The sequence below is a fragment of the Clostridium moniliforme genome (assembly GCF_017873235.1).
Lineage (GTDB): Bacteria > Bacillota > Clostridia > Clostridiales > Clostridiaceae > Clostridium > Clostridium moniliforme.
This window is the reverse complement of record NZ_JAGGJZ010000002.1, coordinates 1-16609: the sequence shown is the minus strand read 5'-3', so window position 1 is coordinate 16609 and position 16609 is coordinate 1. Positions and strand designations below refer to the sequence as shown.

Here is a 16609-nt window from a genome sequence, read left to right as displayed (position 1 = left end):
TGTTTTACTAAAATAAAACATAGCCTTTAACTTTAATATCTCTTTTTAAGTGTAATATACTATTATATTAGTTTTTCCTAAATTTCTAGGTATTATATTTCCTTTAATTTCTTTTTCATTTATAATTATTTTCTTTTCATTTCCTCTTTTTACTTTAATATTGTATTCTTCTTTATCATTATTTATGTTTATCTCAAACTCATTCCAGTCTTTAGGTACACAAGGATCTATTATATATCCTTCTCCTTTATAATGTTTTAATCCCAATATATTTTCTAATCCAACTTTATACATCCACCCTGCAGTTCCAGTATACCAACTCCATCCACCTCTTCCACCATGAGGATCTCTTATATAAACATCTGCAGCCATTACATATGGCTCTAGCTTATATCTTCTACATTCTAATTCTGTAATTGTATGATTTATTGGATTTATCATATCAAAATATTTTAATGCTTTATCTCCCATATTAAGTTTAGTAAATGCTAATATTACCCAAGTTGCTGCATGAGTATACTGTCCTCCATTTTCTCTAACTCCTGCAACATATCCTTTAATATATCCAGGCTCTTCTTGTGATTTATCAAAAGGAGGTGATAAAAGTTTTATTAAATTCAAATCTTCATCTATTAATTTTTTTTCTACTGCTTCCATAGCTTTATTAGCTCTATCTATTTTTCCACCTTCTGATATTAATGACCAACTTTGAGCTAGCGAATCTATTTTACATTCATCATTTTCTATTGAACCAAGTGGAGTTCCATCATCAAAGTAAGCTCTTCTATACCATTCCCCATCCCATGCATTTTTTTCAATATTTTCTCTTATAAATTCTTTCATCTTAAAATATCTGTTTTTCTTTTCTTCATCTTTCATATAAGCACAAATATCTTCAAATTCTTTAAGTATTTTATAAAGAAACCATCCAAGCCACACACTTTCTCCTTTTCCTTTATTACCTACAGTGCTCATTCCATCATTCCAATCTCCACTTCCCATTAATGGAATATTATGCTCTCCAAATCTTAATCCTCTCTCTATAGCTTTTATGCAGTGTTCAAATATAGTTCCTTCTATATTTGATTTATTTACTATTGTATATCTTTCATCTTCTCCATCTTTTAAAGGTTCATCTTCTAAATAAGATGCTTTTTCATTTAAAATATCATAATCTCCAGTAAACTTTATATATTCTGCTGTAACATAAGGAAGCCATAACAAGTCATCTGAAAATCTTGTTCTTATTCCACTATTTATTATTGGATGCCACCAATGTTGAACATCTCCTTCTAAATATTGTCTTGAAGCACTTCTTAATATTTGATCCTTTGTTATTTTAGGATCAATTAAACCAAGAGACATTGAATCTTGAAGCTGATCTCTAAATCCATAAGCTCCTCCTGATTGATAAAAAGCTGTCCTTGCTAAATACCTACAACTATAATTTTGATATAAAAGCCATCCATTTAATAAGTAGTCCATCGACTTATTTCCTGTTTTTACTCTTATATTTCCTAGGAAATCACTCCAATAATTCTTCACGTTTTTTAATTCTTCGTAAGCTTTTGATATATTACTATATTTTTTTATAATTTTTTCTATATTTTCTTCTGAAGAATCTTCTCCTAAAAGTATTATTAATTCTTTTTTCTCTCCTTTTTTAAGAGTTATATCACACTTTGAAACTAAACAAGGATCAAAAGTACTTCCAGCTCTTCCACTTAAGTTATTATATTTTAATCCAGTAGGTTCTTCTAATGTTTCTCCAACACCTATAAACTCTCTCCTATCACAAGTGAAACTTGTTTTCTTTCCTCCAATTATTGTTGAATAAGCTTTCAGCTTTCCAAAATATTCAGAATAAGGGTTCTCCCCATAAATATAATTACCTTTATTATATGTAGTTATATATTTGGCTGTTTGATAATTTAAAACTCCAAGAACTAATTGAGCATAATAATATACTGATATTTCTCTATCTTTATCTTCTAAGTTTTCTAATAGAATTCTTTGAATTTTAACCTTTTCTTTCATTGGAATAAATATTGTCATATTACTTTTAATATTATATGCAGTATGTTGAAAGGATGAATATCCAAATCCATGGCGTATTATATACTCTCCTTTATCTCTAACTGGCTCTGGAGTTATTGAAAAATAATTTTTACTTTTATTATCCTTAATATATAATGCTTCGCCTAATGGATCTTCAATCCAATTATTACTCCATGGTGTTATTTTATTTTCTCTACTATTTTCACACCAAGTATGTGCTGAACCAACTTCTGAAATATGGAATCCAAAGTTATCATTTGAAATTACATTTATCCATGGTGCTGGAGTATTTTTATAATTATCAAGAATGATTACATAACTTCCATCTTTCTTATCAAAACCTCCATAACCATTAAAGAAATCTAATGAATTTTTTAAATCTTCTATTTTATTAATATTATTATGAACATCATCTTTAAAATTATTATGTATTTCTAAGTCTATTTGTTTATTTATAATATTGTTTTCTAAATTTATTTGATTTAATATTGGACCGTTACTACTATCTATACAAAGAGAAGAAATACCAATTAAAAAGTCTTTTATATCTTCTCCCATTGTTGATTTATTATAAAGGAATATACCTCCTTTTTTGTTGATAGAATTATCACCACTTAAAATATTAATATATTGAAGTATGTCTTTTTGTAGTGGTTGCTCATATGTTATATCTTCATCATTGTATATTATAAGATCAAATTTTAAACCTTTATTTTTTAAGTAGCTATGCATCTTTATCATAGATCTAACAATTTCAATATCTTTATCATCTTTTATTAGAACCATTACAATTTGTAAATCCCCAGAAATTCCATAAGCCCACAAGTCTTTTTGATGTTTACTTATACCTTTTATATAATTTTCTCTATTCTTTCTTTCATTATTTAAAAATAATATATAAGAAGCTAAACTTTGATATATATTTGCTTCAGCGGATTTAATACCAAAATTTCTAAGTTCTACTTGCATTGATTTATTATAAATCTTAAAAGCTAACTCTAATTTTTCTGAATTATTATATTCATTTGAAAAATTTATTACTTCTTCCCTACTGTCAGTTGTTCCTGTTATAAAATATATTGTTTTCTCTTCCTTTGCATTTAACTTTAATCTTGCTCTAATACTCATAATTGGATCTAAAACTATTCCAACAGTATTTTTTAATGAATTATCATCATCCATTGCTAATGGTGATTTTAAATTTCTATTTCTTCCTATAAAATTAACCCTTGAAGTTTCATAATTTATTTCCTCCTCTAAAGGCTCTTTAGTTATTACTTTGTGAAATATATAAGGTACTTCTCCATCTTTAACTCTTGCTCTTCTTTTTCCAATTAATGTTTTACTATCATAATCAAATTCAGTTTCTATAAAAAGATTTGAAAAGCTTGGATGGGCTGCATCTCCTTCAAAAGTATTTAATATTATTTCCATATAACTTGTTATCTCTAAAGTTATTTCTTTTTCTTCATTATTTTTTAGTGTTAATTTTCTAATATCCAAATCATCTTCTGGAGAAACAAAAACTTTCATCCTACTACTTATAGAATCTTTTCTATTGTAAAATTCACCTTTATCAACAGAAAATTCCACCTTATAATCTTCTCCTTCTATTTTGCAAGGCTCATATGTCGCACTCCAATAATCATTAGAATTTAAATTTTTAATGTAAAAAAATAAACCACTACTATCTGAAGTACTATCTCCTTTCCATCTATATAGAAAATTATCTTCTCTTTTTGAATAACCACTACCTGTTAATGTTAGCATTGTTGAAAATGTTCCATTTGATAATAGCAATACTTCTGGATTTTCTCTTAAAGCACCTTTATAAATTCTTTTTGAAAATTCTTCTTTTTTAAGCTTATTTTCTTCATTTTTAAATTCTTCTTCTCTTTCAAAGGTTATGAAATTTGGAATTTTCTCTTTAAGTAATATTTCTGTTGCCTTAACCTCTGGTATTCTGTGAAATCTTTCTTGTATAATGTTTTTATTTAAAATATTATCTAAAGCTAAAAATCCCATACCTAGGTGATGTACCATATAACATTGTACCTTTTTACCTTTTCTACTAACTTTTAAATCTAAGTTTTCATCATTTATATCATTTTTATCATTGTCCTTTAAGTCATTATTATTATTTTCTAAATAACTATCAAAAATTACTTCTTCACTTAGTGTTTTGTTTACTCTATTAGGAGTAAAATCAATTGACTCTATAAACCCATATCTTCCAAAGGCTCCTTCATCTTGTAGTAGTTTTAAATTTTTAATACACTTATCTTTATTCCATGAAAGAACCATTAATGTTGAATAGGGTGATATTACTAACTCATTTTCAAGTCCTCTTTTTAATCCAAGCTTTGATATTCCAAAAGCCTTATATTGATAGTTTTTATCAATATCAAATCTATAAAAAGCTGATTCAGATATTCCCCATGGAACCTTTTTCTTCCTTGCAAAATTAATTTGAGCTTTTATTACAGATTTATAAGTTAAATCTAACAAAGTGTTATTATAACTTTTCATAATTAAATTAGGCATAAAGTATTCAAACATAGTTCCGCTCCATGAAACTAAAGCTTTTCCTCTAAATGCATTAGTCATAGCCCTTCCTAACTTAAACCAATGACTTGTTTCTACTTCATTTCTTGCTATTGCCAAAAAAGAAGCTGTTCTTGCCTCTGATGCCAAAAGGTCATAATAAGAAGTTCCAAGTGAATCTTCCTCCAAATTATATCCAATAGAAAATAATCCTCTTTCCTTTTTATATAGAATTTTAAAGTTCATGTCTTTCATTATATTTTCTATATCTTCTATTATTTTGTTTATTCTATTTTCCACAGATAAATTGCAATCTATATCACTTATCTTATTTTCAATTTCATTTTGTAATTTATTTATCCAATAATTAAACTCATTATTATCTTCCTTATCTATTTTTAACTCTATTAATTCTTTTAACTTGTTTCTAAGAATAGTTACATAATTTTCCTTTGTAAGACCTTCTAAATCCTCTTCTGAAATATTAAATTCTAAATTTAATATTCCATAAATATCTTCTAATGCCTTAATCTCTTCTTTTCTTATTATTTTATTATTTTTATATTCATTAAGTGCTTCTTTAACTATCCACAAATATCCTAATAGATTCCCACTATCAACTGTTGATACATATCTTGGCCATAATGCATTTAAACTTTTTGTATCATACCAATTTAAATAGTGTCCTTCATACCTTTCTAGTTTATTCATAACTTTTAATGTTAGCTCAATTCTCTCTACTACCTTTTTTAAAGAAATATATCCTAAATCATAAGCTACTATATTTGATATTAATCCCATCCCTATATTAGTTGGGGATGTTCTATGTGCAACTCCCTTATAAGGTTTTTCTTGATAATTATCTGGCGCTAAATAATTATTTTCTTCATTTACAAAATCTTCGTAATAAGCCCAAGTTCTCCTACTTATTTCTCTTAAATATTTTCTTTCTAAATTATTTAAAGTAATACTCTCTTCTTTATTAATTTTACTAATTTTATAAGCTATAAAAGGAGAAAGCATCCAAATTATAGAAAGAATGCTAATTAAAAAACCAAAGGTTAATGAAGAATTAAAACTTAAAATAATAAATAATGCACCTATAAAAACTGATGCCCACATCTTTTTGTAATGATATCCTAATGTATTTTTAACTGTTTTTTCAGTTTCCTCAGCAGTTTGCCATTCTAACAAATTATTTTTTGAAATAAATAGTCTAAATAAAGCTTTTGATATTGAAACTATCATATTATAAGCTTGATATGGAATAAAACTTATAATAAAGAAAATTTGTTTTATATTTTTAATTGTTCCTATTAATTTATTTTTAGGAGTAACAACAAAATCTGTAATAGTAAATAAAAATGGAACTATTACTGCTAAAAATGTTATTACCGTTAATTCAATTCCTCTATTTAAATAAATTAAAGAAACTCCAAGTCCTATTAAAATAGATGGTGCTAATAAACTCCTTCTTAAATTATCGAAAATCTTCCACTTAGATAATAAAGATAATTTTGAAGAAAAAATCCAAGGTAAAAGCTGCCAGTCTCCTCTAACCCATCTACTTAGCCTTTTTGAACTTGCCATATATGTAGAAGGATAATTATCAATAAATTCACAATCAGTAACTAATGCACTTTTAACATAACAGCCTTCTAACAAATCATGACTTAAAACTCTATTTTCTGGAATTTCATCCTTTAAAACTCTATAAAATATATCTATATCAATTATCCCCTTACCAGTAAAGGAACCCTCTCCAAATAAATCTTCATAAGTATCTGAATAAGCTATTGAATATCCATCAACTCCACCTTCTCCTCCAAATAGATTTGAAAATTTACTTTTATTTTTACTTTCTAAGGATATTGAAACTTTAGGTTGCATAACTCCATATCCTCTTTTTACTCTATTATCTTTATATACTGCTTTATTTAAAGGATGGCACATTGCACCTATAAGTTTTTTAATTACTCCCCTTGTAACAAAAGTATCTGTATCTAAAGTTATTATGTATTTTGCATCTTTAATATTTTCTATTGAACTGCTTATTACATTAAATGTATGTTTACTATTTTCTCCTTTTAATAGAGCAATAAATTCCATTATTTTGCCCCTTTTTCTTTCTCTCCCCATAAATACACCTTCATGTGGATTGTAAATTCTCTCTCTATTAAAAAAGAAGAACTTATCCTTTTCTCCTTTACAATACTTATTATTTAATTTTTTAATTTCTTTTATTATTGAATTATTTATTTCATTATCTTTATCTTTAACTTTTTCATTACTATCTTGAAAATCTGCAAGTATTGCAAAATAAAGATTCTCTTCTTTATTTGATAAATAGATTACCTCTAATTTATCTACAAGTTCTTTACCACTTTCTACTGAGTTTATTATTGTTGGAACTATAACTATACTTTTTTGATTTTCTTCTATTCCATCTTTTAAATCTATCTTAGGGATATGCCTTATTGGAACCTTCTTTCCTACTATCCAGTTTATACATGTAACAACTATCTCACTTGCTGGAATAATTAGCATTACACCAGCTACAATATATTGATATCTATTGTATTCAGCTCCTAATAAATGACCTAAAATTAATACAATATCAATAGTTAAAAATGTACCTAATATATTTATAAAACAAAATTTAATAGGACTAAATTTATTTTTTATTTCAACTCCATGTTCTAATAATCCATTTAATTTATTAATGCCATCATCAATTAAATAGTATCCTACATGAGTTTTATATCCAGTTTTTCCATTTTCCCTTTCTCTATTTGCTAAAAATACTAGTTTTTCAGCTATTATTATTTCATTAATTTGATTTTTTCTTGATATTAATTCTATTTTATGACGATAATAATCCTTAGATTTAAAATCCATTTTCTCATAAGTTTTAGAAGGATCCTTTAAAAGAATTTTTTCTACCATAGATGTTTCATTAAAAAATCTTATCCAATTTATATTATCTATATTTCTAAGAGAATTTATAAAAGTCTCTATCTTTTCTTCCAATAATTCTTCTTTAAATGTATTTTGTATTTTATAATTTTCTTTTCTTTTGATATTTTCTATTAAACTATATATATCTTTATCATAAATAGAACTACTCTTTAATACTTTATAAAATTCCTCAATAAAAATACTTGATTTATCTTTAGTTTTATTTTGTAAAAAATCTTTTATTTTCTCCTTTTTACTTAAAGATATTATTTTATAGGCTAAATTCCTACCTTCTATTTTGCTTTTATGTATATCCTTTATTTCATCTAATATAATTGCAATATTTGTTATAATATTTACTCTAAGCATTAATGGAAATGCCCAAAGTTCTCCCATATTTAATTTATCGTTTTCCTTTAATATAAATTTAATTGAATCTTTTTCACTAACTTTTCCTTTAGTTTCTTCTAACATTTTCTTTGCTAATAAAAGTATTCTAGGAGATTTTTTATTTTGTACTTCCTCTATAAAAAGATTATCAAAGTATTCCTTTGGCATATTTTTCTTCACTGATTTATATTCTTTTTCAATTAGATAAATATTATCTAAAAGCCAATTTCCAGCTGGAATTATATTCTCTCCTTTATTTGATAAATCTTTAATATATTTATACGTATCTTTTATTTTAATAAAACTAAGCTTTAGCTCATTAAAGATATCTTTTCTACAGCTTAATGAATTACTCTTTTTCAATGTACTCTTCTCCTTTGCAAAGTTTTACTTGTAAGAATAGTTTTTACCAAAAGATTAAAAATAATTACCTGTATTTAAAATTATCTCTAAATGATTGCAAAAAAATAAAACCTAGCAAAGACTTTAAATTTAGTCTTTGCTAAGTTTTAATGTAAGTTTTAATTTTATTTTTTAAGCATTATGTTTAGTATTGTACTATCTGTATTATTTAGTCCATCCTTTACCAATACTTCAATATTCTTAATTGTTTCTTCTGCATCATCAAATACTATTCCGTCCTTTGATGATGGAGAAATTCCATTCATTGCAAGTGTTGCACATTGTATTGCTGCATTTGTTGCAGTTGCTATTTTTAATGCACAAGTACTCTTTGCTCCATCACATATAATTCCTGCAATATCAGAAATCATATTATTTATTGCTCTCTTTATGTTTTCAAGATTTCCTCCAAGTAAATAAGTTATACCACAACAAGCACCTGTTGCACCTGCTATACTTGCACCACAAAGTGGAGAAAGTCTTCCCATATATTCTTTTAAGTGTATAGTTATAAGATTACTTATAACTAATGCTCTTGCAAGATCTTCTTCTGATTTTTCTAATATTTTAGCTGTTTCAATTACTGGCATTGAGCAAGCTATTCCTTGATTACCTGAACCTGCTGTTGTCATTATTGGCATTGAGCATCCATCCATCCTTGCATCAGAGGCCGCTGCTGTTGCTGCAATAACTCTATTTGCCATATTATTAGTAAATAGATTAAAACCTTTATTTTCTATTATTTTACTTCCAACTTCTAAACCATATCCACCTTTAAGCCCTTCATCAGATACCTTTCTATTCATATCAGCACCTTGAAGAATAAATTTTATATCATCAAAAGGAATTTCTTTAGCAAAATTATATATTTCTTCAATAGATAATCCGCTACTTTCCTCTTTTTCTGTATTTTCATTATTTGATAAAGAACTTAAATTATCTAATATTTTTTCCCCATTTTTATCTATTAAAACAACATTAGTATGATCCTTTGCAATTATTACCTTAGAATATTCTGTTTTTCCCTTTGCAATAACTTCTATATATAATTTTTCATTAGTGTCCTTTTGAAATACTTTTATAATTTTATTTTCAATTAGTTCATTTGCCTTTTCCAATTCACTTTCTGAAAAATTTGATAAAACTTCTAATTTTTTATAAGATTTTTTTATAACCGCTCCAAGTGCAGCTGCTATATCAACCCCTACTTTTCCTGTTCCTGGTATCCCAACTCCAAGAGCATTTTTTATTATATTCATACTTAATAGTATATCTATACTTTCTAAGGGCTCGTTTAAATTTTCTACTGCCATTGAAGTTGCATAAGCAACTGCTATTGGTTCTGTACATCCTTCTGCTGGAACTATTTCTTTTTTTAATATTTTTATAAATTCTTTCCTCATATTTTTTCCTCTCTTCTCTAAAAAATTATGCCCCAAAAATTTATACCTTTTATTGTTGTAAATTAATTTTTCTATTAATTTTAGAATTTATTGCTTCCTGAGTTGTTTCATTACTTGATTTATCTCTAGCTAAAATAATTGTTGATGTAAGTATTAAAGCACCACCTAAAAATAATGAAAAAGTTATAGCTTCTCCAAATACAAATGCACCCATTATTATACTTACTATTGGTTCAAATGTTCCAAGTATTGATGCAGATGATGGACCTATTAATTCTATTCCTTTTAATAAAAGTACCATAGCAATTATTGTAGAAATTACAGCTATAAAAATATATGCTATTACTAACTCTAAACTTATTTTTGTTATTAATGAACCTGTTGATTCTCCATATATAAACATACCAATTGAAGCTCCAAAAGTTACATACATTGTTATTACTATATTATCTAAATTTTCTAATTCTTTAAGAGATAAAAGTATTATATTAATTCCATAAGAAAGTCCTGAAAATACTGCTAAAAATAATCCTAAAGTACTTAGTGTATTATTTTCAAAGGCTATTAAAGCATAAACACCTACTCCAGCAAAAATTAATGATAATACTTTATTCCTGCTCATATTCTTTTTAAAAAATAAATATTCTAATATACAAACAAAAGCTGGATATACAAAATGTAATGTAGTTGCTAATCCTACATTTAAATAATTATAAGACATAAAAAGTGTTTGAGTTGTTATTGTATATCCTATTAATCCAATAATTGAAAGTATTATAAATTGCTTTTTATTAACCTTTATTGATACCTTATTAATTACTAAGTATATTAATAAAATTAAAGCTGCAATTGTAAATCTGAAAAATAATACTGTGTTTGAATTTGATCCATGTAAATAAGCAAATTTAGCAAATATAGGCATTAAACCAAAAGCTGCTGATGCTAAAATTGCATATATAATTCCCTTATATGATTTCATAATCCATACCCCCCAGTTGCTCTATTTCATAAGTTGATTTTTTAAAGAAATTCCTTTCCCAATTACTCATTCTAAAACCCTTATTTTACATTGTCAATGAATTATGAAATTATTTTCAAATAAATATTTTTTTGTATATTTTAAATATTAAAATGGACTATTTTTAGGAATAACAACCCTAAAACTTGTTCCAACTGCAACTTTGCTTTTTACTCCTATATCTCCTCCATATATTATAGCTAATCTTTTGGCTATAGATAATCCAAGTCCATTCCCTCCAGTTTTGCTATTTCTAGATTTATCAACTCTATAAAATCTATCAAATAATAAAGGAATATCTTCTTCTGGTATCCCAATACCATTGTCTGTTACAGTTACTATTTTATATTCATAACTTTCAGCAAAACTAATGTTTATTTCTTTATTTTCTCCTGAATATTTAATTGCATTGTCTAAAAGAATTATTAAAATCTGCTTTAAATGTATATCCTTCATTGGAAATTCTTTTATTTTATTGTAGTTACAAGTAATATTATAGTTTTTATTTAAAATAGAAAAATCATTTAAAATTCCTTCAACTACTTCCTTATTATAACAATTTACACTAATTTTTTCATTAACTTTATCTAAATTAGATATGTCTAACAATGTCTTAACTAAATTTATAAGTCTATCTACTTCCTCAGTACTTGCTTTTATTGATTTATCTAAAACTTCTCTATCATCTTTTCCCCATCTATTTAAAAGAGATAAATGTCCCTTTATTATTGTAAGCGGGGTTTTAAGCTCATGAGATGCATCTTGAACAAATCTTCTTTCTCTATTAAATGAACTTTCTAAGTCATCCATTAATGAATTAAATAAAACACAAAGCTTTGAAATTTCATCATTACTTTTACTCACTTTAACTCTTCTATCAAGCCTTCCTTCTCTTTTAATTTCTTCCATTGTATTTGTAAGTTCACTTATATTTTTTAGTAATATTTTTGATATAAATAAAGCACCTAATATACTTATAATTAAAATAAGAATTGAAACAACTATAATTAAATATCCATAGGATTCAAATATATCTTCAAATATATGAAGATTTATTCCATACTTCTTTTTATGGTCTAAAAACCAGTCAAAAAATAAAAAAGTTTGTGCAAGAGTAATAAACATTAAAAATACTATAAATACTATTACAGATCCAATTGTTATTTTCCAAAATATTGGTAAATTATTATATCGCTCTTTAATTCTCATCTCTCATTACATACCCAACTCCTCTTACAGTTTGAATATATTTCTCCTTTTCATTTTTATCTAGTTTATTTCTAATATATCTAACATAAACATCCACTATATTGGTTTCTGCCTCTGAATTATATCCCCATACATTGTCTAGCAATATTTCTCTAGTTAAAACTCTATTTTTATTTCTCATAAATGTAAGTAATAATTGAAATTCTGTATTAGTTAATTCAATAATCTCTCCATCTTTTTTAACTATTCTTCCTTCAATATCTAGCTCTATATCTTTAAATTTTAATTTCTCTTTTTTAATAGCTTTATCACTTCTTCTAAAAATAACTTCCATCCTTGCAAGTAATTCCTCAATGGCAAAAGGCTTTGATACATAATCATCAGCACCTGTTTGAAGTCCTGTTACTTTATCCATTACACTATCCCTTGCAGTTAACATAATTATTGGAGTATCCTTTTCCTTTCTAATTCTTCTGCAAACTTCTAGCCCATTTATTCCAGGTAACATTAAATCTAAAAGTATTAAATCAAAATCCTTCTCTAAAGCTAAAGCAACTGCACTTCTTCCATCATTTGCAACTTCTACTTCATAGCCCTCATATTTTAATTCCATTTGTATAAAAGAAACCATATTTTCTTCGTCTTCAACTATAAGAACCTTCTTCAAAATTATTTTCCCTCCAATCATTATTTAATTAATATATAATCTTAAATATTTTTATATTGTATATCATAAATCAATACTGAAATAAAAAATAATATTAATTAATATCTTTAATTATAATTTTAATACTATATATAATTTAAAACATACTTATTAATAAAAAATTTAATAATATAAATTGCAAAATAAGAGAGGGGACCTTTCCACTCTCTTATTTGTTAATCATTATGATGGTCATCATCTTTTTTGTGATTATTTAAAGGATTATCTATCTCTACTATAGCTCCTGTCTTTCCATCAACAGTAACCTTTTGTAATACATTTTCTTTATCTTTTATTTTAAATTCATATTCTACAATTCCATCATCTACATCTTCTTTTCCTTTTACTACAGTTCCATTAATTTTTTTTAATGCAATTTCCTTTGCTTGATCTAATGAATAATTTGGTTTTTCTGCAAATTTCATTTCAACTTTTTTCTTTGCTTGTTCTATAGGATTATCGCCTCTATCTTCCATATAATCATAAATTGTAGCTCCTGCTGCAATTATTCCACCTAGTAACACAGCTAAAATAGAAAAACCTATTATTTTTCTTTTACTAAATCTATTACCTTTATTTTTTATTTCTTTATTTACATTTTCACTTGTTTCCTCTGTTTTCATCTCTTTTACCTCTACAATTTCTGTATCCTTGTTATTATCATTTACATTATTATTTTTATCCATTATAAAATTCCTCCTAAAAATCATTTATTTAATTTATGATTTAATAATAACAGTGGAAAATTAAAATATTCTTTAATAAAAATGAGAATTTTCTAATCTAAGGATTTTTTTAATCTTTTAACTTATACTTTTTATTATTTTTTTAAAAACATAAAGTATAAATTTCTTTATAATATTTTTAATTTGTTGCTATTTAAGTATTTATAATTAAAAAAGAGGCTACTACAAAATAATTGCAGTAACCCCTTTTTATATGGCTATGTTTTAAAAATAAACAGGTAAAAAACATAACCTTTAAATATTAATTTAAGCTAAAGAATTTAGTAAATGCTTCTATTGTATAGAAATTATCCTTAACTGTTGCAAGTTCTCTTACTGAGTGCATTCCTAAAATTGGTGCTCCCATATCAACAACTGGAATACAAAGGTCTGCTGCTGACATTGGTCCTATAGTTGTTCCACCTCTTACATCTGATCTATTAACGAATTTTTGCATAGGTACATTTGCTTCTTTACATACTGATTCAAATACTCCAGCTGCTACACCTTCTGTTGAATAACTTCCTGATGCTGCAATCTTAAGAACTGGACCATTTCCAAGTACTGGTCTATTGCTTGGATCATGCTTCTCTGGTAAATTTGGATGTACAGCATGAGCTAAATCAGCTGAAATCATTAATGAATTTGAAAGTGCTCTAAAGAACTCTTCTGTATTTTTTGAAAGTGCTATTGAAATTCTTTCTAATGTTCTTCTTATAAAGTTTGATTGAGCACCTTGTGCAGTTAAGCTTCCAATTTCTTCATTATCGATACAAATCATAACTTTAGTTGAATCTATATCTGTGCTATTCATTAATGCTTTAATTCCAGCAAAAACCATCCATTGGTCATCTAATTTCCCAGATGATATAAATTCATCATTTATTCCCATTATGCATCCTTTTTCATATTCATATAAGAATAAATCAAAATCTAATATATCTTCTTTATTAACTCCTAATTCCTTAGTTAAAAGACTTATTAAATATCCTTCTTTTTCTAACTTTTCATTAACAAATCCTACTAATGGTAAAGTATCTTTTTGTTTATTAAAAGCATATCCATCATTAACTGACCTGTTCATATGTATAGCTAAACTTGGTATTATTAAAACAGGCTTATTTACATTAACTAATCTAACTTCTGGTTTTAATGGTGATTTTCCCTTTAATATAACTCTACCAGCTATTCCAAGTGGTCTATCAAACCATGTATATAATATTGGTCCTCCATAAACCTCTGTATTTAATCTTACATAATGATCTTCTGATTTCATCTCTGCATTTGGTTTTATTTTAAATCCAGGTGCATCTGTATGAGATCCTATAATTCTAAATCCATCCTTTTCAATATCTCCATTACCTACTTTAAATGCTATTACAGCTGAATCATTTTTTACTAAATAATATTTTTTTCCCTTTTCTAAACTCCATGAATCCTTTTCAAAAAGTTCTGTAAATCCATTATTATCTAACATATCTTTTACTGATGAAGCAGCATGATATGCTGTTGGACTGTTGTATAAAAAGTCTATTAATTCTGTGGCTAATTTCTTTTCCATATTTAATCCTCCTTAATAATTTTTAAATTTTCTATTAATTACATTCTATCATATTTAAGTACATATTATATATTAATAATGCCATTTAATACTTTATTCAAACTATAGTTATATAATATAATAAATAATAAATTTATAAAAATTATTTATTATTTATTTTAAATTTATGTTTAATTAAATAGATTTGATTAATACTTATCAGTAAGATAGAATAAAATATATTATTCAAATCGGAGGGGAAATTTCAATGTTTTCAAAATTTTTAGTAAAAACCTTCATAAAAAATAGTGAGGATACAAAAGATGTAAATGTACGTAACAGTTATGGCTTTTTAGGTGGAGTAATTGGTATAATTGTTAATTTCATTTTATTTATAATAAAATTTTCTGTTGGAATGCTAGTTTCTAGTATTGCAGTTACTGCCGATGCCTTTAATAACCTTTCTGATGCAGGTTCATCAGTAATTACAATTGCAGGATTTAAAATGGCTAACATGCCTGCAGATGAAAAACATCCATTTGGTCATGGAAGAATGGAATACTTATCTGCCCTTGCTGTTGCTTTTATGGTAATGCTTGTAGGACTTCAATTTGTTAAGTCATCCTTTGAAAAAATATTACATCCTGAAATAATAAATTTTGAATGGATACCTTTCCTTCTACTTATTGTTTCAATATTTCTTAAATTATGGCTTGCAATGTTCAATAAATTCATTGGTAAAAAAATAGATTCAGGTGCATTAAAGGCTTCTTCTGTTGATGCATTAGGAGATGTATTTAGCTCAAGTTGTGTTGCAATATCTATTTTAGCAGCTAAATTTATAAGTGTTCCTATTGATGGATATATAGGTATAATTGTAGCTTTTATAATAGTTTATTCTGGATTTACTCTTGTTAGAGAAACTATTAATCCGCTCCTTGGAGAAGCCCCAGACCCTAAACTTGTTAAAAGTATAGAAGATATGATGTTATCCTATGATCACATTATAGGTGTTCACGATCTTATAGTTCATAATTATGGTCCTGGAAGATGTATGGCTTCAGCACATGCTGAAATTCCTTCTGATATTAATATTATGGAAATTCATAATATTATAGATAAAGCAGAACGAGATATTTCAAAAAAACTAAATATATATTTAGTTATTCATATGGATCCTATCTGTTTATCTGATGATGAAATTAATGATGCATATAAGGAAGTATCTAAAATCATTAAATATAATCCATTAATAAAATCATTTCATGATTTTAGAATTGTTGGAGAAGGTAATGAAAAAAATCTTATATTTGATATTGTTGTTAATTCAAAATATTTAAATAAAATTTCTAGTGAAGAAAAACTTAAAAATGAAATAATTGAATCTATAAAAGAAATCCATCCTCAATACAATTGTATAATCACTATAGATCATGATTATAGTGAAGTTTAATTTATATATTTAAAAATTACTAATTAAAATATATCTTAAATAAAAAAGCAAAGTAATAATTAATTATTACCTTGCTTTTTTTATAATATATTAAAATTCTTTTATTACTTTCCTGCAGTTGCAACCATTACAGCTTTAATAGTATGCATTCTATTTTCAGCTTCATCAAATACTACTGAATTTCTACTTCTAAATACTTCGTC

The 16609-nt window shown here is 25.9% G+C and carries 9 protein-coding genes; 1 reads left to right on the top strand and 8 read right to left on the bottom strand.

What is annotated here, in order from left to right:
- Positions 1-45: 45 nt before the first annotated feature.
- The 7 genes from J2Z53_RS03430 to J2Z53_RS03400 all read right to left on the bottom strand — a co-directional run bounded on the left by J2Z53_RS03430 (position 46) and on the right by J2Z53_RS03400 (position 14974).
- On the bottom strand, positions 46-8313 hold the full coding sequence (locus J2Z53_RS03430; protein ID WP_209795840.1) for a GH36-type glycosyl hydrolase domain-containing protein: 8268 nt from the start codon (positions 8311-8313) through the stop codon (positions 46-48).
- Between the two features lie 164 nt (positions 8314-8477).
- Positions 8478-9755 (bottom strand): L-cysteine desulfidase family protein, encoded by a 1278-nt coding sequence (locus J2Z53_RS03425; protein ID WP_209795839.1) that lies wholly within the window; start codon positions 9753-9755, stop codon positions 8478-8480.
- Positions 9756-9804: 49 nt separating this feature from the next.
- A complete protein-coding gene (locus tag J2Z53_RS03420; RefSeq protein ID WP_209795838.1) occupies positions 9805-10734 on the bottom strand; it encodes a DMT family transporter in 930 nt (309 codons plus the stop codon).
- A gap of 147 nt (positions 10735-10881) precedes the next feature.
- Positions 10882-11982 (bottom strand): sensor histidine kinase, encoded by a 1101-nt coding sequence (locus tag J2Z53_RS03415; protein WP_209795837.1) that lies wholly within the window; start codon positions 11980-11982, stop codon positions 10882-10884.
- Entirely contained in the window at positions 11972-12649 is a 678-nt protein-coding gene (locus J2Z53_RS03410) for a response regulator transcription factor (protein WP_209795836.1), read from the bottom strand. Before J2Z53_RS03410 ends, J2Z53_RS03415 begins: the two co-directional genes overlap by 11 nt.
- Before the next feature lie 215 nt (positions 12650-12864).
- Positions 12865-13374: a PepSY domain-containing protein gene (locus J2Z53_RS03405; protein ID WP_209795835.1), complete on the bottom strand. Its 510-nt coding sequence runs from the start codon at positions 13372-13374 to the stop codon at positions 12865-12867.
- Between the two features lie 301 nt (positions 13375-13675).
- Positions 13676-14974: a M18 family aminopeptidase gene (locus tag J2Z53_RS03400; RefSeq protein ID WP_209795834.1), complete on the bottom strand. Its 1299-nt coding sequence runs from the start codon at positions 14972-14974 to the stop codon at positions 13676-13678.
- Between the two features lie 247 nt (positions 14975-15221).
- On the opposite strand from J2Z53_RS03400, the gene J2Z53_RS03395 reads away from it, so the two are divergent.
- A complete protein-coding gene (locus J2Z53_RS03395) occupies positions 15222-16406 on the top strand; it encodes a cation diffusion facilitator family transporter (RefSeq protein ID WP_209795833.1) in 1185 nt (394 codons plus the stop codon).
- A 104-nt stretch (positions 16407-16510) separates the two neighbouring features.
- Here J2Z53_RS03395 and J2Z53_RS03390 read toward each other — a convergent pair.
- Positions 16511-16609, bottom strand: a 99-nt coding sequence (locus J2Z53_RS03390; protein WP_407927652.1) for a hypothetical protein, incomplete at its 5' end; no start/stop codon positions are given.

Excerpts from the sequence above, each read along its gene's own strand:
- J2Z53_RS03425 (WP_209795839.1), bottom strand. The coding sequence starts at position 9,755 with ATGAGGAAAGAATTTATAAAAATATTAAAAAAAGAAATAGTTCCAGCA.
- J2Z53_RS03420 (WP_209795838.1), bottom strand. The coding sequence starts at position 10,734 with ATGAAATCATATAAGGGAATTATATATGCAATTTTAGCATCAGCAGCT.
- J2Z53_RS03415 (WP_209795837.1), bottom strand. The coding sequence starts at position 11,982 with ATGAGAATTAAAGAGCGATATAATAATTTACCAATATTTTGGAAAATA.
- J2Z53_RS03405 (WP_209795835.1), bottom strand. The coding sequence starts at position 13,374 with ATGGATAAAAATAATAATGTAAATGATAATAACAAGGATACAGAAATT.
- J2Z53_RS03400 (WP_209795834.1), bottom strand. The coding sequence starts at position 14,974 with ATGGAAAAGAAATTAGCCACAGAATTAATAGACTTTTTATACAACAGT.
- J2Z53_RS03395 (WP_209795833.1), top strand. The coding sequence starts at position 15,222 with ATGTTTTCAAAATTTTTAGTAAAAACCTTCATAAAAAATAGTGAGGAT.